This is a genomic window from Streptomyces hygroscopicus, from assembly GCF_026168105.1.
Classification (GTDB): Bacteria; Actinomycetota; Actinomycetes; order Streptomycetales; family Streptomycetaceae; genus Streptomyces; species Streptomyces hygroscopicus_D.
Genome location: NZ_LBMW01000049.1, coordinates 22,357 through 42,958, shown reverse-complemented (window position 1 = coordinate 42,958; position 20,602 = coordinate 22,357). Strand labels below are relative to the sequence as shown.

The 20,602-nt window shown below is 71.5% G+C and carries 14 protein-coding genes and 1 tRNA gene; 2 read left to right on the top strand and 13 right to left on the bottom strand.

Going from position 1 to position 20,602, the window contains the following annotated elements; translation table 11 throughout:
* Positions 1 to 156: 156 nt before the first annotated feature.
* Together AAW14_RS32335 and AAW14_RS32330 are read right to left on the bottom strand one after the other, a co-directional pair.
* Positions 157 to 1,959, bottom strand: a complete 1,803-nt coding sequence (locus tag AAW14_RS32335) for a DEAD/DEAH box helicase (protein WP_265567985.1) — start codon at positions 1,957 to 1,959, stop codon at positions 157 to 159.
* A gap of 172 nt (positions 1,960 to 2,131) precedes the next feature.
* Positions 2,132 to 3,577: an MFS transporter gene (locus AAW14_RS32330; protein ID WP_265567984.1), complete on the bottom strand. Its 1,446-nt coding sequence runs from the start codon at positions 3,575 to 3,577 to the stop codon at positions 2,132 to 2,134.
* A gap of 206 nt (positions 3,578 to 3,783) precedes the next feature.
* Here AAW14_RS32330 and AAW14_RS32325 point away from each other — a divergent pair.
* Positions 3,784 to 3,855 (top strand) — tRNA-Cys (locus AAW14_RS32325).
* Between the two features lie 216 nt (positions 3,856 to 4,071).
* Here the strand turns inward: AAW14_RS32325 and AAW14_RS32320 are convergent.
* The 6 genes from AAW14_RS32320 to AAW14_RS32290 form a co-directional block, all read right to left on the bottom strand.
* Positions 4,072 to 6,381 carry a xanthine dehydrogenase family protein molybdopterin-binding subunit gene (locus tag AAW14_RS32320; protein WP_265567983.1) on the bottom strand — a complete coding sequence of 770 codons (2,310 nt, stop codon included), beginning with the start codon at positions 6,379 to 6,381 and terminating at the stop codon, positions 4,072 to 4,074.
* Positions 6,378 to 7,880 carry a 2Fe-2S iron-sulfur cluster-binding protein gene (locus AAW14_RS32315; RefSeq protein WP_265567982.1) on the bottom strand — a complete coding sequence of 501 codons (1,503 nt, stop codon included), beginning with the start codon at positions 7,878 to 7,880 and terminating at the stop codon, positions 6,378 to 6,380. The genes AAW14_RS32320 and AAW14_RS32315 overlap by 4 nt, the downstream gene beginning before the upstream one ends.
* A complete protein-coding gene (locus tag AAW14_RS32310; protein WP_265567981.1) occupies positions 7,877 to 8,770 on the bottom strand; it encodes an FAD binding domain-containing protein in 894 nt (297 codons plus the stop codon). The genes AAW14_RS32315 and AAW14_RS32310 overlap by 4 nt, the downstream gene beginning before the upstream one ends.
* 278 nt (positions 8,771 to 9,048) lie before the next feature.
* Positions 9,049 to 10,668 carry a beta-N-acetylhexosaminidase gene (locus tag AAW14_RS32305; protein ID WP_265567980.1) on the bottom strand — a complete coding sequence of 540 codons (1,620 nt, stop codon included), beginning with the start codon at positions 10,666 to 10,668 and terminating at the stop codon, positions 9,049 to 9,051.
* A 780-nt stretch (positions 10,669 to 11,448) separates the two neighbouring features.
* Positions 11,449 to 11,730, bottom strand: a complete 282-nt coding sequence (locus AAW14_RS32295) for a DUF3039 domain-containing protein (protein ID WP_265567979.1) — start codon at positions 11,728 to 11,730, stop codon at positions 11,449 to 11,451.
* Between the two features lie 29 nt (positions 11,731 to 11,759).
* The gene (locus AAW14_RS32290) at positions 11,760 to 12,332 is read right to left on the bottom strand and encodes a YqgE/AlgH family protein (RefSeq protein WP_265567978.1); all 573 of its coding nucleotides are present in this window, start codon (positions 12,330 to 12,332) and stop codon (positions 11,760 to 11,762) included.
* A gap of 249 nt (positions 12,333 to 12,581) precedes the next feature.
* Between AAW14_RS32290 and murA the strand changes: the two genes are divergently transcribed.
* Entirely contained in the window at positions 12,582 to 13,922 is a 1,341-nt protein-coding gene (gene murA, locus AAW14_RS32285) for a UDP-N-acetylglucosamine 1-carboxyvinyltransferase (protein ID WP_265567977.1), read from the top strand.
* Positions 13,923 to 14,207: 285 nt separating this feature from the next.
* Here murA and AAW14_RS32280 read toward each other — a convergent pair whose 3' ends face one another.
* From AAW14_RS32280 to AAW14_RS32260, 5 genes are all read right to left on the bottom strand, one after another.
* Positions 14,208 to 14,489, bottom strand: a complete 282-nt coding sequence (locus tag AAW14_RS32280; protein WP_007498188.1) for an HU family DNA-binding protein — start codon at positions 14,487 to 14,489, stop codon at positions 14,208 to 14,210.
* A gap of 445 nt (positions 14,490 to 14,934) precedes the next feature.
* Positions 14,935 to 16,359 (bottom strand): NAD-dependent malic enzyme, encoded by a 1,425-nt coding sequence (locus AAW14_RS32275; protein ID WP_265567976.1) that lies wholly within the window; start codon positions 16,357 to 16,359, stop codon positions 14,935 to 14,937.
* A gap of 421 nt (positions 16,360 to 16,780) precedes the next feature.
* A complete protein-coding gene (locus AAW14_RS32270; RefSeq protein WP_265567975.1) occupies positions 16,781 to 19,090 on the bottom strand; it encodes a HelD family protein in 2,310 nt (769 codons plus the stop codon).
* A 149-nt stretch (positions 19,091 to 19,239) separates the two neighbouring features.
* Positions 19,240 to 20,061, bottom strand: coding sequence for an anti-sigma factor family protein (locus tag AAW14_RS32265; protein WP_265567974.1), 822 nt, complete (start codon positions 20,059 to 20,061; stop codon positions 19,240 to 19,242).
* Positions 20,058 to 20,594, bottom strand: coding sequence for a sigma-70 family RNA polymerase sigma factor (locus AAW14_RS32260; protein ID WP_234517176.1), 537 nt, complete (start codon positions 20,592 to 20,594; stop codon positions 20,058 to 20,060). Before AAW14_RS32260 ends, AAW14_RS32265 begins: the two co-directional genes overlap by 4 nt.
* Positions 20,595 to 20,602: the final 8 nt, after the last annotated feature.

The following is a 20,602-nucleotide window of genomic DNA, read 5'->3' as shown; positions in this document are numbered from 1 at the left end:
GCGCTGCCACGGGGCGTGTGCGTGGCGGAACATTAGCGATCCGGTTCGCTCAGCGGAAGGCTCCGTCCAGAATCCGGTCAGCGACGGGGGCGAAGGCGCTCCCTTTGCCTCGGTACGCGCCGGTATCTTCGGGCAGTCGTGCAGCCGTACCGGACGTCACCTCATCCGCGTGGCCCACTCCTGGACCTTCGCGATCCGCTGGCGCAGCTGTCCCGCGGTGCACTCGGCGCTCGGCGGCCCGCCGCACACACGGCGCAGCTCGGTGTGGATCACGCCGTGCGGCTTGCCGCTCTGGTGGACGTACGCGCCGACCATGGTGTTGAGCTGTTTGCGCAGCTCCAGCAGTTCCTTGTGGGTGACCACGGGGCGCCGGTCGGCGGGCAGTTCGAGCAGGTCGGCCTCCGTGTCCGGCTTCTTGCGGCTGTGCGCGATCTGCCGGGCCTGCCTCTTCTGCAGCAGCAGCTGCACCTGCTCGGGCTCGAGGAGACCCGGGATGCCGAGGTAGTCCTGCTCCTCCTCGCTGCCCGGGTGGGCCTGCATGCCGAACTCGGCGCCGTTGTACATGACCCGGTCGAAGACGGCGTCGGACTCCAGCGCCTCGAACGGCAGCATGTCCTGCTCGCCGGTGTCCTCGTCCTGCTCCCGGTTGGCCTCGTCCATCTCCTTCTCGGACTCGGCGTACGGGTCCTCCTCCTCGCCGTCCTTCTTCGGCTTGTCGAGGACGTGGTCGCGCTCGACCTCCATCTCGTTGGCGAAGGTCAGCAGGTCGGGGACGGTGGGCAGGAAGACGGAGGCGGTCTCGCCGCGGCGCCGGGACCGTACGAAACGGCCGACGGCCTGGGCGAAGAACAGCGGGGTCGAGATGGTGGTCGCGTACACCCCGACGGCGAGCCGGGGCACGTCCACGCCCTCGGACACCATGCGCACCGCGACCATCCAGCGGTCACTGTTGTGGCTGAACTCGTCGATGCGGTCGGAGGCGCCCGCGTCGTCGGACAGGACGAGGGTCGCCTTGTGCCCGGTGATGTCGCGGATGAGCTTGGCGTAGGCGCGGGCCGCCTCCTGGTCGGAGGCGATGACGAGGGCACCGGCGTCCGGGACGGCCTTGCGGACCTCGGTCAGCCGCTGGTCCGCGGCGCGCAGCACGCTGGGCATCCACTCGCCCCGCGGGTCGAGTGCGGTGCGCCAGGCCTGACTGACGGCGTCCTTCGTCATGGGCTCGCCGAGCCGGGCGGCGATCTCGTCGCCCGCCTTGGTGCGCCAGCGCATATTGCCGCTGTAGGAAAGGAAGATGACCGGCCGCACCACCCCGTCGGCGAGCGCGGACCCGTATCCGTAGGTGTAGTCGGCGGCGGACCGCCGGATGCCGTCGTTCCCCTCCTCGTACATGACGAAGGGAATGGGGTTGGTGTCGGACCGGAACGGCGTACCGGTCAGGGCGAGCCGACGGGTGGCCGGCTCGAACGCCTCCAGACAGGCCTCGCCCCAGGACTTGGAGTCCCCGGCATGGTGGATCTCGTCGAGGATGACGAGGGTCTTGCGCTGCTCGACCCGGTTCCGGTGCAGCATGGGCCGGACCCCGACGCCCGCGTAGGTGACCGCGACGCCGTGGTACTCCCTGCCGAGCGGTCCCGCGCTGTACTCGGGGTCGAGTTTGATGCCGATCCTCGAGGCCGCCTCCGCCCACTGCTTCTTCAGATGCTCGGTCGGCGCGACCACGGTCACCTGCTGCACGACATGGTGGTGCAGCAACCAGGACGCGAGCGTCAGCGCGAAGGTCGTCTTGCCGGCACCGGGCGTGGCGACGGCCAGGAAGTCCCGCGGCTGCTCCTGTACGTACTTCTCCATCGCGCCCTGCTGCCAGGCGCGCAGTTTGCCGGCGGTGCCCCAGGGGGCGCGGCCGGGGAAGGCCGGGGAGAGATGGTGCGAAGAACTGGAACTGGCGGCGGTGGTAGTCACGGTCTCCGTGGAAGGGGGGTCGGGCGGCTCGGCGTAACGGGTCGGACGGCTCGGCTACGTATGACAACCGGGCCACCCTACCGGTGTGCTCGCCCGCCACTCGGGGCAACGGCGCCGCATCCGGCCCCGGTGCGACACGGGTCACAGATCACCGGGTTCCGTTCCCCCGGGGTCATCGCTCCCGTAGCCGGGTGGTCACCCAGGCGCCCGCCAGCGCCACCGCCGCCATCGGCAGGAACACCGCGGCGAAGGCGGCCGGATGGGAGCCGCTGACGGTCGCCTCGGCGGCCGTGCGAGCGACGGTGCCGCCGCCGAGTGCGGCGAATGCGGCACCGCCCGCGGAGAGCAGAAGGACGTTGGACAGGCCGTCGGAGATCTGCAGGGCGGCCGAGTTGGCGCCCGCCTCCTCAGGGGCGGACAGGTGCAGCAGCAGGACGCTGGTGGAGGAGACGACCAGACCCATACCGAAACAGCCGAAACCCCAGGCGACGGCGACGGTCCAGACGGGCACCGGGTGGATCAGCACGCTGGGCGCCGTGGCGATCGCGGCGGCGACGACGAGCATGCCCAGCGTCATCAGCCGCTCCCGGTACGGCTCCAGTCGTGGCCTCGACTGTACGTACGACCCCAGCGCCCAGGCGCCGCCGCCCGCCGCGAGCGAGAACCCGGCCAGTGTCGGCGACAGCCCCCGCTGGGTCACCAGCATGAGCGGGACGAAGCTCTCCGCCGCGATGAAGGAGCCCGCCGCCACTCCGCGCAGCAGCACCACGGACGGCAGCCCGCGGGCCGCCCGGCAGGTGCCGCGGGGCAGCAGCCCTCGCACCGCGGGGATCAGCAGCGCGGCGGCCGCGGTCGCGGGCAGGAGCGAGAGGGGGTTCAGGTCCTGTGCCGCGTACTGCAGTAGTCCCGCGCCCAGCGAAATGCCGAGCGCCAGCCGGATGCGGCGGGCGTCGAAGGGGGCCGCCGCATCCGGCTCGGCGGGGCCGGCCGCCCGGCGCCGTATCTGCGGCAGGGCGAGCGCCAGCGGGAACACCACGAGGACGGGAATGCCGATGAACACCCAGCGCCAGCCGAGCTGTTCGGTCACCGCACCCGACGCCAGCGGGCCGACCACCGACGGGACCACCCAGGACGCCGCGAACGCCGCCATGATCGCCGGTCGCAGCCGCTCCGGATAGGCGCGGCCGACGACCACGTACAGGGCGACGATGACCAGTCCGCCACCGAGTCCCTGCACGGCCCGGCCCAGGATGAACAGCCACATCGTCCCGGCCGTCCCCGACAGCAGCAAGCCCGCCGCGAAGGCGGCGATGCCGCAGGTCAGTGAGGCGAGCGGGCCGCTGCGGTCCGACCACTGCCCGGCGAACACCATGCCGAACAGACTCGTGGTGAAGTACCCGGAGAAGGCGAACGCGTAGAGGGACAGCCCGTCCAGCTCGCGCGCCGCGACGGGCATCGCGGTGCCGACGGCCGTGGCCTCGAAGGCGATGAGCAGGACGACGGAGACGATACCGATGGTCAGGGCCCGGTACGGCCGGCCCAGCACGCCGGTGTCGTCGTTCGAGGGGAGGGGAGCGGCGCCGGTGGCGGCGGAGTCGCGGGGTTCCAGGGCTGTCATGCAGGTCAGGGTAAGGGGCTCGAAGCGGGTTGACTCCTGTCGGGAGACGGTGATCGGTTCGGCCCTTGGTCGTAGGACCGGACTTTCATGAACGGCGTATGGCGGTCCTGTTGCAGCGCCGGCGATCCTCTTGAACGCCCTGATCGCCTCGCCCTACCGTCATGGACATCAGGTCGGAACGAGTGAGCCGTGCCGCACCTGATCTTGGCCGTGTGCCCGAGTGGTTCAGGGGCTCGCCTGCAAAGCGAGTTACGTGGGTTCGAATCCCGCCACGGCCTCTACGTGCCTGACCAGGCATGACGAAAGGGCGGCACCCCCGAAGGGGTGCCGCCCTTTCGATCGTCCGTCTCAGTTCCCGTCTGACATGGCCGAGATGCCGTGCTCGTCCGGAAAGACCAAGCCGTTCTCCACCCCTGCCGTGAAACGGCTCTCCCCAACACCAAGAACGTTACGGAGCGCCACTGACAACGCCGGGGAGCACGGAAGGAGACCCCTCAGGTGAGTGTCGTCACGACCGCTGCCTGCGGGCGGATCGGCAGACGGTTGACGGGGCGGCCCGTCGCCGCGCGCACCGCGGACGCGATCGCCGCCGGGGATGTCACCACGGGCACGGCGCTGACCGACTTCGCGCCGAAGGGCGCGACCACGTCCCGCTCCTCGACCAGCTTGACGATCTTGATCTCGGGCGCGTCCAGGGCCGTCGGCAGGGAGTAGCCGGTCAGGTCGGGGTGGCGGATCAGGCCGCGCGCCGTGCGCAGGTTCTCCGTGAGTGCGATGCCCACGCCCTGGGTGACGCCGGCCTCCAGGCGTGCGGCGAGCTGCACCGGGTTCAGCACCCGGCCCACGTCCTGGGCCAGTGCCAGCTCCACGACCCGCACCGAGCCGATCTCGATGTCCACGTCGACCACGGCGCGGATCGCGCAGAACGCGAGCCCCACGAAGGCGTCGCCCTGGCCCGTCTCGTTCAGCGGCTCCGTCGGGTGCGGGCGGCACTGCGCGGTGGCCCACAGCTCCTTGCCGTCCATGGCCTCGGCGACCGTGGTCGACAGCACCCCGTCGTACGAGGTGATCTTGCCGTCGGTGATCTGGAGCAGCTCGGTCGACATGCCGAACTTGTGCGCCAGCGGCTGCAGAAGTTGTGTGCGGACCATTTTCGCGGCTCGTTCCACCGCGCCGCCCGACACCCATGTGTGGCGGCCACGGCAGCCCGCGCCCGCAGGCGGCTGGTCCGTGTCGACCGGTACCACGTGCACCTCGTCGATGCCGAGCGTCTCCTGGACGATCTGCCGGGCCAGCGTGGTGAAGCCCTGGCCGGTCTCGACGGCCGCGCACAGGACGGTCGCCACTCCGTCGTGGACCTTCACCGTCGCCGTGGAGACCTCGTCGGCGCCCTCCGCGCCGAGCATGTGCACCATGCCGAGGCCGTAGCCGACACCGCGGCGCACGGCACCGGGCTCGCCTGCTCCCTCGGGGCCGCCCGGCAGCAGCCACTCCTCCTCGGGAGTGTCCTTGGGGAGCTGGGGCAGCGGGTGGTCCCGTACGGCCTCGAGCAGTTCGGCCACCGGCGCCGGGCAGGTGACCGTCTGGCCGGTCGGCAGGACGTCGCCGGTCGCCATGACGTTGCGCAGCCGCAGTTCCGCCGGGTCGAGGCCCAGCTTCTTGGCGAGCTTGTCCATCTGGGCCTCGTACGCCGCGCACACCTGCATCGCGCCTTCGCCGCGCACATGGCCCGAGGGCGGGTTGTTGGTGCGTACGGCCCAGCCCTCGATGAAGGCGTTCGGGACGACGTACGGGCCGCAGGCGAAGGAGACCGCTGCGGCGAGCGCGTCGGAGGAGGTGTCCGCGTACGCGCCCGCGTCGAGCAGGATCTGGGCCTCGACCTTCACCAGGTTGCCCTCGGCGTCCGCGTGGTGGCGGTAGCGCAGGAGGGTGGGGTGGCGGTGGACGTGTCCCAGGAAGGATTCCTCACGCGTCGCGGCCAGCTTGACCGGGCATCCGGTCTTCAGGGCGAGCAGGCCGAGCGGGAGTTGGAAGCCCGGGTCCTCGCGGTCCGCGGTGGCGCCCGGCACCCCGGTGACAACGACCTTCACCCGGTCGGGTTCCAGGCCGTAGACCGCCGCCGCCCGGTCGCGGTCGGCGTGCGGGTCGGTGGAGGCGACGTACAGCTCGACCCCGCCGTCGGGCCGGGGCACGGCGAGCCCGGCCTCCGCGCCGATCGGTGCGGGGTCCTGGCGGCCGATGCGGTAGAGGCCCTCGACGACGACCTCGCCGAGCGCGTCCGGGTCGCCGTGGCGCAGCGGGATGTGGCGGATCAGGTTGCCGTCGGGGTGCAGCGGCTCGGCCTCGAAGGCCTGTTCGGGGTCGGTCACCGGGTCGAGCACCTCGTACTCGACGATGACCGCGGCGGCGGCCATGCGCGCGGTGTCGGGGTGGTCGGCGGCGACGGCGGCGAGGGGCTCCCCGTGGTGGCGCACGACCTCGGAGGCGAACACGGGGCGGTCGGCCGCGCCACGGCCGTGGGGCGCGCCGCCGGGCACGTCCTCGTGGGTGACGACGGCCCGGACGCCGGGCATCTCGCGCGCGTGGCTGGTGTCGATGGACAGGATGCGCGCGTGCGGGTGCGGCGAGCGCAGCACGGCGGCCCACAGCAGGCCCTCGGCCCACAGGTCGGCCGCGTACGGGAAGGTGCCCTCGGTCTTGGCCCGGGCGTCCGCGGAGGGCAGGGAAACGCCCAGGCCGTGCGGCAGCGGCTCGGGGGCGGGTGCCGCCGCCGCGGTGGTCGCGGTGGCGCCTTCGTTGCTCACGCCTGGCCTCCGTCCTGGCCGTACGGGTGCTCGTTCGGGGCTGTGCCGTCGAAGTTCTCGAACGCGGAGGGGTGGACGCCGCCCGCGCCCGGGCCCGCCTGGTGCGGGATGCGCGGCTCGTCGCCGTCCCGTGCGGACTCGGCCTCCTTGTGGGTCCCGCGCTCGGCGACGACCTCCCTGACGGCCTCCAGGACGCCCCGGTAGCCGGAGCAGCGGCACAGGTTCCCGCACAGGGCCTGGCGGGCCTCCAGTTCGGTGGGCGCGGGGTTGCCCTCCAGGAGGTCGTGAAGCGTCATCGCCATACCGGGGACGCAGAAACCGCACTGCACGGCGCCGCACCTGGCGAGCGCCCGCTGCACCTCCGAGGGCTGTCCGTCGACGGCGAGGCCCTCGACCGTACGCACCTCGCTGCCCGCTGCGGTGACGGCGGGCACCAGGCAGGAGGCCACGAGCCGTCCGTCGACCTGGACGTTGCAGGCGCCGCACTCGCCCTGCGAGCAGCCGTCCTTGGCGCCGGCGAGACCGAGCCGCTCGCGCAGCACGTACAGCAGCGACTCGCCGATCCAGGCGTCGGTGACGGGCCGGTCGGCGCCGTTCACCCGCAGGACGTACGACGCCAAGGGGTGCTCGTCGTGCACGGGCGCGGGCTCGGAATCCTGCTCGAGAGCCGGGTCAGGGGCGTCGGCGGCCTCCGGTGCCGGTGCGGGCCGCGATCCGGGCCCCTGGACGGCGGCCGGTGCGCGGTCCACGGCCGGTGCGGGGGCCGAAGTCTCCCCGGGGCCGGGCGCGTCGGGGGGCCCAGACGGCTGCTGGACGGCCTGGGGCGCCTCGGGCCGCCCATCGGCCCGCATGTCCTCGTACGGCCCGTCGGACGGCTCTCCAGGGGCCTCGGCGGGCGCTTGCGCCACCGGCTCCTCATCGGTCTCCGGCGTCCCGTCCGGCCACCGGTGTCCGGCCCCTTCCGTCGCCCAGGGCGCGGGCGCCCCGCCCGGCAGGGTCGCGGGCGGGTTGCCGCCCCACTGCTCGACGAGCGACGACGTGCTGAACTCGCCCGATTCGTCCGGAAGATCGCCGCCCGCCACCGGAATCGACCACTGCCCGGTGACATCGTGACCGGCCGCGGGCGTCTCCCGCGCGGCCCCGGTCTCCTCGAAGGTCCACTGCCCGGTCGCGCCGGGGTGGTACGTGAACCGGTCGTCCGCGCCTTCCTGGTGTGCGGCGTTCGGGTCGGGCCATTCGGCACCCTCGGCGGGCGCCGCCCAGCCGCCGCCCGCGGCCGGATCGGGGCCCGGCTCGGCGGCCGGGGTGAACCTCGGGGGCACGTAGCCGTGACCGGGTGCCGCCAGCGGGCTGTACGAGGCGAGGAGGGCGTCGATACCCCCCTCGGGGAGCTGCACGAAGGCGGTGGCGCCGTCGTCGTAGTCCCCTTGCGGCAGCCGCTCCCAGGAGCTGCGGGCGCCCCCCTCGGGGGTGTCCTCCGGGTGCTGGTCGTCCGTCACGACAGTGCCCTCCCCAGTGCTCGTCGGGCCAGCGCGCCGACGGTGCGCCGCAGGTGCAGTACGGTCGGCGGCAGCTGCTCCACGGTGCCGTCCTCGGCCGGGGCCGGATCGGGGATGCAGGCCGCGGCCACGTACTCGCCGAAGGCGGTCAGCGCCTCCGGGACGATCGCGCGGCTGTTGTCCCAGTCGATGAGCTGGGCCACCCACTGCTCGGCGTCCAGGGGGCGCAGCGGCATCGGCGCTATGGCACCGACGGCGCACCTCACCCCGCGCCGCGCCGGGTCGAGGACCAGCGCCACGGACGCGACGGCGCGCCCCGGGCCGGTGCGCCCGGTGGCCTTCAGGAAGACCTGGGGGGCGTGCAGCAGCGGCACCCGCACATAGCCGATGAGTTCACCGGCGCGCAGCATCTCGACGCCCGCGAGCAGATGCGAGACCGGGATCTCCCGCCGGGATCCGCCCGGGCCCGCGATGATCAGCGTGGCCTCCAGCGCGGCCAGCACCGGAAGCGCGTCACCGGTGGGCGCGGCCGAGGCGATGTTGCCGCCCAGGGTGCCCGCGTTGCGGATGTGGGGCGGTCCGGCCGCGCGCGCCGCCGCCGCGAGGGCGGGGATGAGGGCCGCGAAGTCGGGGCGTCCCATGCGCGCGTGGGTGAGGCCGGCGCCGAGCAGCGCATGGCCGTCCTGGTACTGCCAGCCGCGGATCTCGCTGATGCGGCCGAGACCGACCAGCGCGGCGGGCCGCAGCTGTCCGGAGTTGACCGCGGCCATGAGGTCGGTGCCACCCGCCACGGGGACGGCGGCCGGCATGGCGGCGAGGGCCGCCACGGCCTCGTCCAGCGAGGCGGGCAGCGTCACGGCCTGCGCCGCCTGCGGTGCGTGCGTGGTCAAACCGGCTGCCCCTTCCCGCTGCCCCACCTGGTCCCACCTGTGCTGCCGTACGGTACGTGCTCACAGGGCGGACGTGGCAACTCTGGCACATCTTTCCCGGCCCCCGACGCGGGGGTCCGCTAGGAGGCATTCGCCCCCTCACCAGAGTGATGGTCCGTTTTGCCACGGGATCCCCGGTGGGGGCGAATTGCTGCCCTTCGGGGATCTGTGTGCGACTTTTCCGTGCGGGGTCACGCTTCCAGGGAGTCCGGTCCCCCGCCTGCCCGTCGCGTGCCGCCTCACACGTTCGGGGGCGCACCCTCGATCGGGCGTCCGAGCACACCGGGTCGCCGCTGCCACGGCCGCGGACCCGTGGGCGGCCGGTAGGCCACCCCCAGGGCGTCGAGCCGGGGGTAGTGGGCGGCCATCCTCCGTCCGAAGTCCTCGAAGTCGCGGGCCCCGGGGGCGGGCAGGGCGCTCCAGGCGACCTCGGCGAAGGCCGCGAGCCGGGGGAAGGTCTGGTAGTCGACCCGCGCCTGATCCTCCGTCGCCTCGGTCCACACATTGGCCTGGGTGCCCAGGACATGCCGGGCCTGCTCCTCGGTGAGCTGGGGCGGAACCGGCTCGAACCGGTAGACGTCCTCCAGGGTGCGCACATATCCGATGGGCACCGGCTCGTCCTCGCCGCCGTCCTGACGGTGGTCCAGGTACACCTGCTGCTCCGGGCACATCACGACGTCGTGCCCGGCGCGCGCGGCGGTGATGCCGCCCGCGTACCCGCGCCACGAGGACACCGCGGCGCCGTCGGCGAGGCCGCCCTCCAGGATCTCGTCCCAGCCGATGAGCCGACGGCCCCGGGCGGTGAGCCAGGTGTCGAAGTGCCGGACGAACCAGGACTGCAGTTCCTCCTCGTCGGCCAGCCCCAGTTCCGCGATGCGCGCCTGGGCGGCCGGGGACCTCCGCCACTGGTCCTTTGCGCACTCGTCGCCGCCGATGTGGATGAACTCCGAGGGGAACAGTTCCAGGATTTCCTCGAACACCCCCTCGTAGAAGCGCAGGGAGGTGTCCGTGGGCGCGAGGACGTTTTCGCAGACTCCCCAGTTGTCCCAGACCGTCAGGGAAGCGGTGTCGACGACGTCGGAGTTGCCGAGTTCCGGATACGCGGCGATGGCCGCCTGGCTGTGCCCGGGAACGTCGATCTCGGGGACGACGGTGATATGCCGCTCGGCCGCATACGCGACGATCTCGCGGATGTCGTCCTGTGTGTAGAAACCGCCGTGCGGCTTCTCCTCCCACAGTGGCGAGGCCCGGTGGCCGAATTTGGTGCGCGCCCGCCAGGATCCGGCCTCGGTGAGCTTCGGGTGACGCCTGATCTCCACGCGCCAGCCCTGGTCGTCGGTGAGGTGGAAGTGGAAGACGTTGAGTTTGTGCGCGGCCATCAGATCCAGATAGCGCAGGACGCCGTCCTTGGGCATGAAGTGCCGGGCGACGTCGAGCAGAAGACCGCGCCAGCGGAAGCGGGGGGCGTCATGGATCGTCACACCGGCCACCTCCCACTCCCGTTTCCCGGTGACCGGGGCGCGGCGGAAGGCCTCGGGACCGAGCAGCTGACGGAACGTCTGGGCACCCCAGAACAGACCGGCCGCGCCGCCGCCCCGGATGTCGACGCCCGCCTCGGCGGTGACGGCGAGCGTGTACCCCTCCGGCTCGAGCGTGTCGTCCAGGTGCAGCCGTACGGCGTTGCGGCCGTCCTCCGGGCCCGGCGGCAAGGACAGGCCGAGAGCAGCGCCGAGCGTGGCACGCAGCCAGCGTTCCGTGGTTTCCGTACCGGGCGCGGCCCACAGGACGGTCTCCCCGTCGAGCCGGACACCGCCGCGCACGGGGCCTTCGACGGCGCGCGGCACCGGAATCAGTTCCATCACGTCAGTCCTTCACCGCCCCGCCCGGTCCTGAGACCGGGCGGGGCTGTACGAGTACGAGCACGAAGAAGACCGGTACCGGAATCGCCATCAGACCGGGTGGCACGAGCGGGAAAAGTGATCGTCGGGGCGATCGGAATCGTGATCGACAAGGTGGCCCGGAAAGGAAAGCGGAATGGTGCCACGGTAGTTGCCCCGAGAGACGGGAACAGCGCGGAGGCGACCACCGCACAGACCCCGCGAGGAGCACGCCGTTGAGGAGATAACGGCCGAATTCCTGTTGCCCGAAGACCCACCGTAAGGAATCCCGGGAAGGGGGCAGGGTGCGAGGGCGCGGCCGGGAACAGTTGCCGTTGCCGAGCGAATCGGGCCGCACGGGTTGGATCCTGCGCGCAATTCCAGTCAACTCGGCCCGAGCCTGGGGAACTTGCGGACCCGGCCCCCTGAAGACACCGGTACGGCAGCGGAGGGCGCGCACGCCCCCGAAGCAGGGGGCGCCGCAGACCGTGAAACACGGGGCCCCGCGGACACGGCCGTCCACCGTGGCGCTGTGCGCGGGTCCCGGCGAGGGCGGCCCGCGGTGCGGCGGCTCGGGCAGAGGGATTCATGGAGCATTCTCCAAGAGGCGAGCTCGTTGCAAGGCATGCAATGGCCGTTCTGCTCTGCACAACGGAGGCTAGGGGCTCCATGAACACCATGACAAGGGGACGCAAAGACCCCCGGGGTGCGCCGAAACGCGTCCCGGGGGTCCCGCAGTTGTCAGACGTCGAGCCCGGCCCGCTACTTGTCGCCGCCCTTGCCCTCGTCGCCGCCACCGGCCATGGATTCGTAGATCTCCTTGCACATGGGGCAGACGGGGTACTTCTTCGGGTCACGGCCCGGGACCCACACCTTGCCGCACAGCGCCACGACGGGCGTTCCGTCCAGGGCGCTCGCCATGATCTTGTCCTTCTGGACGTAGTGGGCGAAGCGCTCGTGGTCACCGTCGCCGTGCGACACCTGCGGCGTCGGCTCTACGAGGGTCCCCGTACCAGTACCGCGCTCGGGCTCAAGAGTGCTCATACCGCCAAGGGTACTGAAGCTCACACGCATCAGTTGAGCGTAGGGTCGTCCGGATAGGTGGCCACCATCGCCAGCTCACTGCGCTGGCGGCGCAGCACCTCCCGCCAGAGTCGCTCCGGCGCCGGGGACGAGACATCGCCCGGCTCCGACTCGACGACGTACCACGCTCCGTCGACCAGTTCGTCCTCCAGCTGGCCCGGACCCCAGCCCGCGTATCCCGCGAAGATCCGCAGCGAGCCGAGCGCCTTGGCGAGCAGTTCGGGCGGAGCCTCCAGATCGACCAGGCCGATCGCGCCGTGCACCCGCCGCCACCCGAGCGGGGCGCCCTCCTGAGTGGCGCCGCCGGGAATCACCGCGACACCGAGCGCCGAGTCCAGCGACACCGGTCCGCCCTGGAAGACGACGCCGGGCTCGCCCGCGAGGTCCGCCCAGCCCTCCAGGATGTCACCCACGTCCACGGGGGTGGGCCGGTTGAGCACCACACCGAGCGAGCCCTCCTCGTCGTGGTCGAGGAGGAGCACCACCGCACGGTCGAAGTTCGGGTCCGCCAGGGCGGGCGTGGCCACGAGCAGCCGCCCTGTGAGCGAGGACACCTCGGTCATGCCAGACATGATCCCGCATCTTGCCCTCGGATGGGGAGGCAATCCCGGTACGCGGGTGAATGCGGCCCAGCGGCCGGGGCGCACACGGGCGCGCGGACGGCCGGTAACCCCGTGCGTCCGGTTACGCACGGTTCGTGTTGTGGCAAACCTATGACCTTCCCGGGAGGTACGTGGGCTTACTGAAGGGGGGTAGGCGGCCATTACGCTTACGTCTTCGGCCCCTGCCCAACTCCACGGAACGCGAGATTCATGACCGTCAACGACGATGTCCTGCTTGTCCACGGCGGAACCCCGCTGGAGGGCGAAATCCGTGTCCGCGGTGCGAAGAACCTCGTACCGAAGGCCATGGTCGCCGCCCTGCTGGGCAGTGCGCCGAGCAGACTGCGCAATGTTCCCGACATCCGCGACGTCCGTGTCGTACGCGGGCTGCTGCAGCTGCACGGCGTGACGGTCCGTCCGGGCGAGGAGCCGGGCGAGCTGGTGCTCGATCCTACGCACGTCGAGAGCGCGAACGTAGCCGACATCGATGCCCACGCGGGCTCGTCGCGCATCCCCATCCTGTTCTGCGGTCCGCTGCTGCACCGCCTGGGACACGCGTTCATCCCGGGCCTCGGCGGCTGCGACATCGGCGGCCGGCCGATCGACTTCCACTTCGACGTGCTGCGGCAGTTCGGCGCGGTCATCGAGAAGCGCGCGGACGGCCAGTACCTGGAGGCGCCCAAGGGGCTGCGCGGCACGAAGATCCGGCTGCCCTACCCCTCCGTCGGCGCGACCGAGCAGGTACTGCTGACGGCCGTCATGGCCGAGGGCGTCACCGAGCTGTCCAACGCGGCCGTGGAGCCCGAGATCGAGGACCTCATCTGCGTACTGCAGAAGATGGGCGCGATCATCGCGATGGACACCGACCGCACGATCCGTGTCACCGGTGTGGACAAGCTCGGCGGCTACACCCACCGGGCGCTCCCGGACCGTCTGGAGGCCGCGTCCTGGGCGTCGGCGGCGCTGGCGACCGAGGGCAACATCTACGTCCGCGGCGCCCAGCAGCGCTCGATGATGACGTTCCTGAACACCTACCGCAAGGTGGGCGGTGCCTTCGAGATCGACGACGAGGGCATCCGCTTCTGGCACCCCGGCGGGCAGCTGAAATCCATCGCGCTGGAGACGGACGTGCACCCCGGCTTCCAGACGGACTGGCAGCAGCCGCTGGTGGTCGCTCTGACGCAGGCCACGGGCCTGTCGATCATCCACGAGACGGTCTACGAGTCCCGCCTCGGCTTCACCTCCGCGCTCAACCAGATGGGCGCGCACATCCAGCTCTACCGCGAGTGCCTGGGCAGCTCCGACTGCCGCTTCGGGCAGCGCAACTTCCTCCACTCCGCGGTCGTTTCGGGCCCCACCCGGCTCCAGGGCGCCGACCTGGTCATCCCCGACCTGCGCGGCGGCTTCTCGTACCTGATCGCGGCCCTCGCGGCCCAGGGCACGTCCCGGGTCCACGGCATCGAGCTGATCAACCGCGGCTACGAGAACTTCATGGAGAAGCTCGTGGAACTGGGCGCGAAGGTCGAACTGCCGGGCAAGGCGCTCGGCTAGGCGGAGTCCGGCGGCAACCGCCCGGCCTGGAACCACGTTGTCGGCCGTGCGGCAACCGCCCGGCCGGGCACGTCCTCGGCCGGCGGCTTCCGTACGAGGCGAGTGCGGGCCGCACGAGGCGAGTGCGGGCCGTGCATGCGTGAGGGGCGGTCACCCGAACAGGGTGACCGCCCCTTTGGCCTTACTGGGCCCGTACGCCGTCCCGAGGAGCGTCACCGGGCCTCGTTACGCCGTCCCGCGGTGGGTATGGCCTCGTACGCCGTCCCGTGGCGTACCACGGCAAGCTCACTTGCCCTTGGCGGCTTCCTTGAGCTTGGAGCCCGCGGAGACCTTGACGCTGTAGCCGGCCGGGATCTGGATGGGGTCACCGGTCTGCGGGTTGCGCGCGGTGCGAGCGGCACGGTGGGTGCGCTCGAAGGTCAGGAAGCCAGGGATGGTGACCTTCTCGTCGCCCTTGGCGACGACCTCGCCGACGGTCTCGGCGAACGCGGCCAGCACGGCGTCGGCGTCCTTGCGGGTCACCTCGGCGCGGTCGGCCAGCGCGGCCACCAGCTCACTGCGGTTCATGTTGTTACTCCCGTGTTCTTCTTGCCGTTGCGGCGTGCCACGCGGCGGAGCCGCATGCTGGGCACGTCGAAGCCGATGCTGCCAGGGTCCTCGGTGGGTCCCCGGCCCCGGGTCCGTCGTCAGACCCTCGCGCCCGAAGACGCATCCTGCCCCCACCTGCGGCGGGAAAGCCAATCCGGCACCCGTAGGAGTCGTGAGAACACCCGTGGGAGTCACACGAAGAGCGCCACTGCCTCACCGCGGTGACGCTCGGTCCGCTCCGGGCAACGGATCGCAGGTCTGGGGGCTGAGCCTGGCCGCCACCCTAGAGGGCGGCCAGGGCTCCGGGTTCCACGACGCGCCGGGCCCATGGCCGTCGTGGCAATGGTCACAGCTTCCGCACATGGGGCACACGACGCCCGAATCCGGCGCGCGCAGCCCCTGCGGAGGCCTCGGGACGGGGTGGCTACTCGGCCGTCGCCGACGCCCCGGCCGCCCTCGCCGCGGAGTTCACCGCACCGGCGACGGCACCGGCGACCTTGTCGTTGAACACGCTCGGCACGATGTAGTTCGGGTTCAGCTCGTCCTCGGTCACCACGTCCGCCAGCGCGGTCGCGGCGGCCAGCATCATCTCCGTGTTGACCGTGCGGGACTGGGCGTCCAGCAGACCGCGGAAGACGCCCGGGAACACCAGCACGTTGTTGATCTGGTTGGGGAAGTCGGAGCGGCCCGTGGCCACAACGGCCGCCGTCTGGCGGGCGATTGCGGGGTCGACCTCGGGGTCCGGATTCGCGAGCGCGAACACGATCGCGCCCTCGGACATGGTGGCCACGTCGGCCCCGTCGAGCACGTTCGGGGCCGAGACGCCGATGAAGACGTCGGCGCCGCGGACGGCCTCCTTGAGCGTGCCCGTCAGACCCTCGGGGTTGGTGTTGTCGGCGATCCAGCGCAGCGGCGAGTCGATGGGGGCCTGCACCAGGTCCTCGCGGCCGGCGTGCACGACGCCGTGGATGTCCGCGACCACGGCGTTCTTCACGCCCGCCGCGAGCAGCAGCTTGAGGATCGCCGTACCGGCCGCGCCGGCGCCCGACATCACGACGCGCACGCCCTCCATCGCCTTGCCCACCACGCGCAGCGCATTGGTGAGGGCGGCGAGGACGACGATCGCGGTGCCGTGCTGGTCGTCGTGGAAGACCGGGATGTCGAGGGCCTCACGCAGGCGGGCCTCGATCTCGAAGCAGCGGGGCGCGGAGATGTCCTCGAGGTTGATGCCGGCGAACCCCGGGGCGATCGCCTTGACGATCTCGACGATCGCGTCGGTGTCCTGGGTGTCGAGGCAGATCGGCCAGGCGTCGATGCCGGCGAAGCGCTTGAAGAGGGCCGCCTTGCCCTCCATGACGGGCAGCGCGGCCTTCGGGCCGATGTTGCCGAGGCCCAGCACGGCGGACCCGTCCGTCACGACCGCAACGGAATTGCGCTTGATGGTGAGGCGCCGGGCGTCCTCCGGGTTCTCCGCGATCGCCATGCACACGCGTGCCACACCCGGCGTGTAGACCATGGAGAGGTCGTCGCGGTTGCGGATGGGGTGTTTCGACGCCATCTCGATCTTGCCGCCGAGGTGCATGAGGAACGTACGGTCCGAGACCTTGCCGAGCGTCACGCCCTCGATGCCGCGCAGCTTCTCGACGATCTCCTGCGCATGGGAGGTCGAGGTGGCCGCGATGGTGACGTCGATACGAAGCTTCTCGTGGCCGGACGCGGTGACGTCGAGGCCGGTCACCGAGCCTCCGGAGGACTCCACGGCGGTGGTGAGCTGCGAGACGGCGGTTCCGCTCGCGGGCACCTCCAGCCTGATAGTCATCGAGTAGGAGACGCTGGGCGCCGTTGCCATGGCCGACTTCCTCTGCTTTCACCGTGTCGCGGATTTGCCGTCCGATCGTCGCACCTACCGGGGAGTACGTGGTAGCCGCCCCGGATTGCGAACGTTTTGTTCGCCGCAACCGGGTATTTCCGGAAAGCCACTTCCACCATACGAGAGGTGGTCGCGCAGCGGGGTCGGGACGAAAGTGCGTCAACGCGAGAGGGCCGCGTCCGAAGGTGCGGCAACGCGAGAGGTCCGCGTCACGTGGTGACGCGGACCTCTCGTACGTTCAGTGACACCGACCCGCCATGCTCGCCTCGCGGCAAGTGGTCGCTCGAAGCGACAAAGGTTGGGCCCGGGGGCTTGGATCGAGCCGGTGCCACCTCAAGGCTAACAAACGGATCCGGTGAGGCCATTCCCCTGGCGGTGGTTGATTTCAGGCCACTGCGGGTCAGTCCCGGAGCAGGTCCGGGAGCCCGGCCGCGTCCGGCTCGTCCCGCTCGCCGGAGACCACTGTCAGCTGCTGTGTCGCCCGGGTGAGCGCCACGTACAGGACACGCAGACCCGCGGGGCTCTCGTCGGCGATCTCCGCGGGCGAGACCACGACCGTCGCGTCGTACTCCAGGCCCTTGGCCTCCAGGCTGCCGAGCGCCACGACCCGGTCGCCGAGCCCGTCCAGCCAGCGGGCCGCCTCCTCGCGCCGGTTCATGGCGACGACGACGCCGACCGTGCCGTCGACGAGGTCGAGCAGCCGCGCGGCCTCCTTGCGGACGGTCCGCCCGAGGGCATCCTCCACGACCGCGAAGCGCGGCTCGACGCCGGTGGAGCGGACGGCCGACGGGGCCTGGGAGCCGGGCATCGCGAGGGCGAGCACCTTCGAGGCCAGTTCGGCGATCTCCGCCGGGTTGCGGTAGTTGACCGTGAGCGTGAAGCGACGGCGCGGACGCGTGCCCAGGGCCTCGTCACGGGCCTGGGCCGCCTCGTCCGGGTCGGACCAGGACGACTGGGCCGGGTCGCCGACGACCGTCCACGTCGCGTGGCGGCCACGGCGCCCGACCATCCGCCACTGCATCGGCGTGAGGTCCTGGGCCTCGTCGACGATCACATGCGTGTACTCGGTCCGCTCCTGCGCCAGCCGCTCGGCGCGCTCACGCTGCGACTCCTCGCGCAGCGGCATCAGTTCCTCGAGCCCGGTCAGATGGTCGAGCGGGTCCAGTTCGCGCTTCTTCTTCGGGCGGGCCGGCAGACCGAGGACGGCCCCCAGCTCGTCCAGCATGGCCACGTCGTGCACGGACAGCCCGTCCCGCTTCAGGGAGCGGGCCACCCTGCGCACCTCGCCGGGGGTGAGGATGCGACGTGCCCAGCGGCCCAGCCGCCGCTCGTCGGCCATCGCGTCCAGAACGGACCGCGGGGTCAGCTCCGGCCACCAGGCGTCCAGGAACGCCAGGAAAGAGTCCTCGGAGCTGACGTCCTCGTCGAAGGAGGAGCGCAACTCGGCCGCCAGCTCCGGGTCGGTGTGCCGGCCCGCCGCGCCGGAGCGCGCCCACAGGGCGTCCAGGAGCAGCTTGCGGGCGCGGGGGCGCAGCAGGTTCACCGGGGCGGTGCCGCTCAGGGCGTTGCGCCGGATCCGCTCCAGCTCATCAGCCTCCAGTTCGATCCGGCGGCCGAAGGCGACGACCCTCAGCCGGCTCGGAGAATCGTTCAGCTCCAGGGCCCCGCGGGCGGCTTTCCGCAGCACCTTGAGCATGCGGTACGAGCCCTTGGCACGGGCCACGGACGGGGAGTCGTACAGGGTGGCCCCGGCGCCGTCGACGAGCGAGCCGATGGCGCGGATCGCGACCTGGCCCTCCTCGCCGAGGGATGGCAGCACCCCCTCGGTGTACGCGACCAGCAGCGGCGTGGGCGAGACGATCAGGATGCCGCCCGCGTATCTGCGCCGGTCCTGGTAGAGGAGGTAGGCGGCCCGGTGCAGGGCGACGGCCGTCTTGCCGGTGCCGGGGCCGCCCTCGACGTATGTCACGGAGGCCGCGGGGGCGCGGATCACCATGTCCTGCTCGGCCTGGATCGACGCCACGATGTCCCGCATGGTGTGGGTACGGGCCTGGCCGAGGGCGGCCATCAGGGCGCCGTCGCCGATCACCGGCAGTTCGCGGCCGTCGAGGGTCGCCTTCAGCTCGGGGCGCATCAGGTCGTCCTCGACACCGAGCACCCTGCGGCCCTTGGAACGGATGACCCGGCGGCGCACGACCCGGCCGGGGTCGACCGGTGTGGAGCGGTAGAAGGGGGCCGCGGCGGGTGCCCGCCAGTCGATGACGAGGGGTGCGTACTCCTCGTCGAGGACACCGATCCGCCCGATGTGCAGGGTCTCGGCGATGTCGGCGGTGTTGTCGGGGCGCACCGCGCCGTCGGCGGGCTCGACGGCCGTGTACGCGCCGTCCGGTCCCTTCTTGCCGTCCTTGCCGAGCAGCAGGTCGATCCGGCCGAAGAGGAAGTCCTCGAACTCGTTGTTGAGCCGGTTCAGATGGATGCCGGCCCTGAAGACCTGGGCGTCCCGCTCGGCCAGGGCACCGGGCGTGCCGACCTGGCCCCGCTTGGCGGCGTCGTTCATCAGGAACTCCGCCTCGTGGATCTTCTCCTCGAGGCGCCGGTACACCCGGTCGAGGTGTTCCTGTTCGACGCCGATCTCCCGGTCTCGGAGCGAGTCGTGTGCGGACTTGCCGACCGGGCCGAACGCGGTTTCCTGTTGAACCTGAGCGGCCACCGGGCCCCCTTCTTACGTGCTGGGCAGCCGTCCACCGTACGCGAAGGGGGCCCGAAGAGGCTACGGCCTGCTCCGGGCCCCCGCACGCGTCGGCCCGCGGCACGCTCGTACGTATGCCGCGGGAGGTGCTCAGGCAGGTGCGGGAACGCCTATGCGTTCACCTCCACCAACCGCTTCCCGTCGAACGTCATGACCTCGAAGTGGTCGATCTCGTTCGGCGTGAAGGCGGCGCCGCCGTGCACGTAGAGCGGGTTCTTCGCCTCTTCCGTCTTGGCGTTCGGCATGCCGTAGCCCCACTTCGGGACGGACCAGGACGTGACCGTCTCGCGCTCGCCGTTCTTGCCGACGGCGATCAGGGAGCACTTGAGCGGGCCCTTGACGTTCTTCAGCTGAAGGACGGCGTGGGTGCCCCAGTCCCGGGGCTCCATCGCCACCACGGCGTTGACCTTGGTGCCCGGGTCGGTCGCCGAGAACTTGTCGGTCATGACCTGGAACGCCTGCTTGGCCGGACCGGCAGCCATCGGGTCGGTGGCGCCGCCGCCGCTGCCGCCGCCGTTCACCGCCATCACGGTGAGCGGGCCGCCGATGATCAGTGCGGCCGCCGCCGCGACGAGGTAGAAGCCGCGCCGGCGCTTCAGGGCACGCCGCTCGGAGACCTCGTCGACCAGCCGTTCGGCCAGCCGTGGGCTGGGCTTCGCGGACAAGGACTCGCCGATGGCCGGGGTGCCCTGGCTGCCGGGCATGTCCGCGAGCGCGGCCAGCATCGGCTCCATCCCGGCGAGGTCGTCGAGCTGCTGCGCGCACCAGTCGCAGGTGGCGAGGTGGGCCTCGAAAGCGGTCGCCTCGGCGTCGTCCAGGATCCCGAGGGCGTAGGCACCGACGGTTTCATGGATGTCGCCCTGTCCTTGGGGACCTCTTACGGCGCCCGGTCCCGGGCCACCCGTGCCGTATCCCCCGTACATATTGCTCATGCCGTCACCCCCCGCTCCTCCAGTGCGAGCTTCATGGACCGCAGGGCGTAGAACACCCTGGAGCGCACCGTTCCGCTGGGGATGCCGAGCGTTTCGGCCGCCTCATTGACCGTACGCCCTTTGAAGTACGTTTCGACCAAGACCTCCCTGTGAGCCGGGGTCAGGTCGTCCAGCGCGTCCGACAGTGTCATCAGCCACAACGCCTTGTCGATCTCGTCCTCCGCGGGGATGACCTCCAGCGGCGACGGGTCGACCTCCTGCGGCCGGGCCTGCCGGCTGCGGTGGCCGTCGATGACGATGCGCCGGGCGACCGTCACCAGCCAGGGGCGTACCGAACCGGTCGCTCGATTGAGCTGGCCGGCGTTCTTCCAGGCACGGATGAGTGTTTCCTGCACAACGTCCTCGGCGCGCTGCCGGTCTCCGGCGACCAGGCGGAGTACGTAGGCGAGCAGTGGTCCCGCGTGTTCTCGATACAGGGCACGCATCAGCTCCTCGTCGGGCTCCGTCGAGGAGGACGCCGAGGACGAGGTCATGCGATGTC

Bases quoted from the DNA above. Each gene is read 5' to 3' on its own strand.
- AAW14_RS32330 (WP_265567984.1), bottom strand. From the start codon at position 3,577: ATGACAGCCCTGGAACCCCGCGACTCCGCCGCCACCGGCGCCGCTCCC.
- AAW14_RS32305 (WP_265567980.1), bottom strand. From the start codon at position 10,668: ATGGAACTGATTCCGGTGCCGCGCGCCGTCGAAGGCCCCGTGCGCGGC.
- AAW14_RS32295 (WP_265567979.1), bottom strand. From the start codon at position 11,730: ATGAGCACTCTTGAGCCCGAGCGCGGTACTGGTACGGGGACCCTCGTA.
- AAW14_RS32290 (WP_265567978.1), bottom strand. From the start codon at position 12,332: ATGACCGAGGTGTCCTCGCTCACAGGGCGGCTGCTCGTGGCCACGCCC.
- murA (WP_265567977.1), top strand. From the start codon at position 12,582: ATGACCGTCAACGACGATGTCCTGCTTGTCCACGGCGGAACCCCGCTG.
- AAW14_RS32280 (WP_007498188.1), bottom strand. From the start codon at position 14,489: ATGAACCGCAGTGAGCTGGTGGCCGCGCTGGCCGACCGCGCCGAGGTG.
- AAW14_RS32275 (WP_265567976.1), bottom strand. From the start codon at position 16,359: ATGGCAACGGCGCCCAGCGTCTCCTACTCGATGACTATCAGGCTGGAG.
- AAW14_RS32265 (WP_265567974.1), bottom strand. From the start codon at position 20,061: ATGAGCAATATGTACGGGGGATACGGCACGGGTGGCCCGGGACCGGGC.
- AAW14_RS32260 (WP_234517176.1), bottom strand. From the start codon at position 20,594: ATGACCTCGTCCTCGGCGTCCTCCTCGACGGAGCCCGACGAGGAGCTG.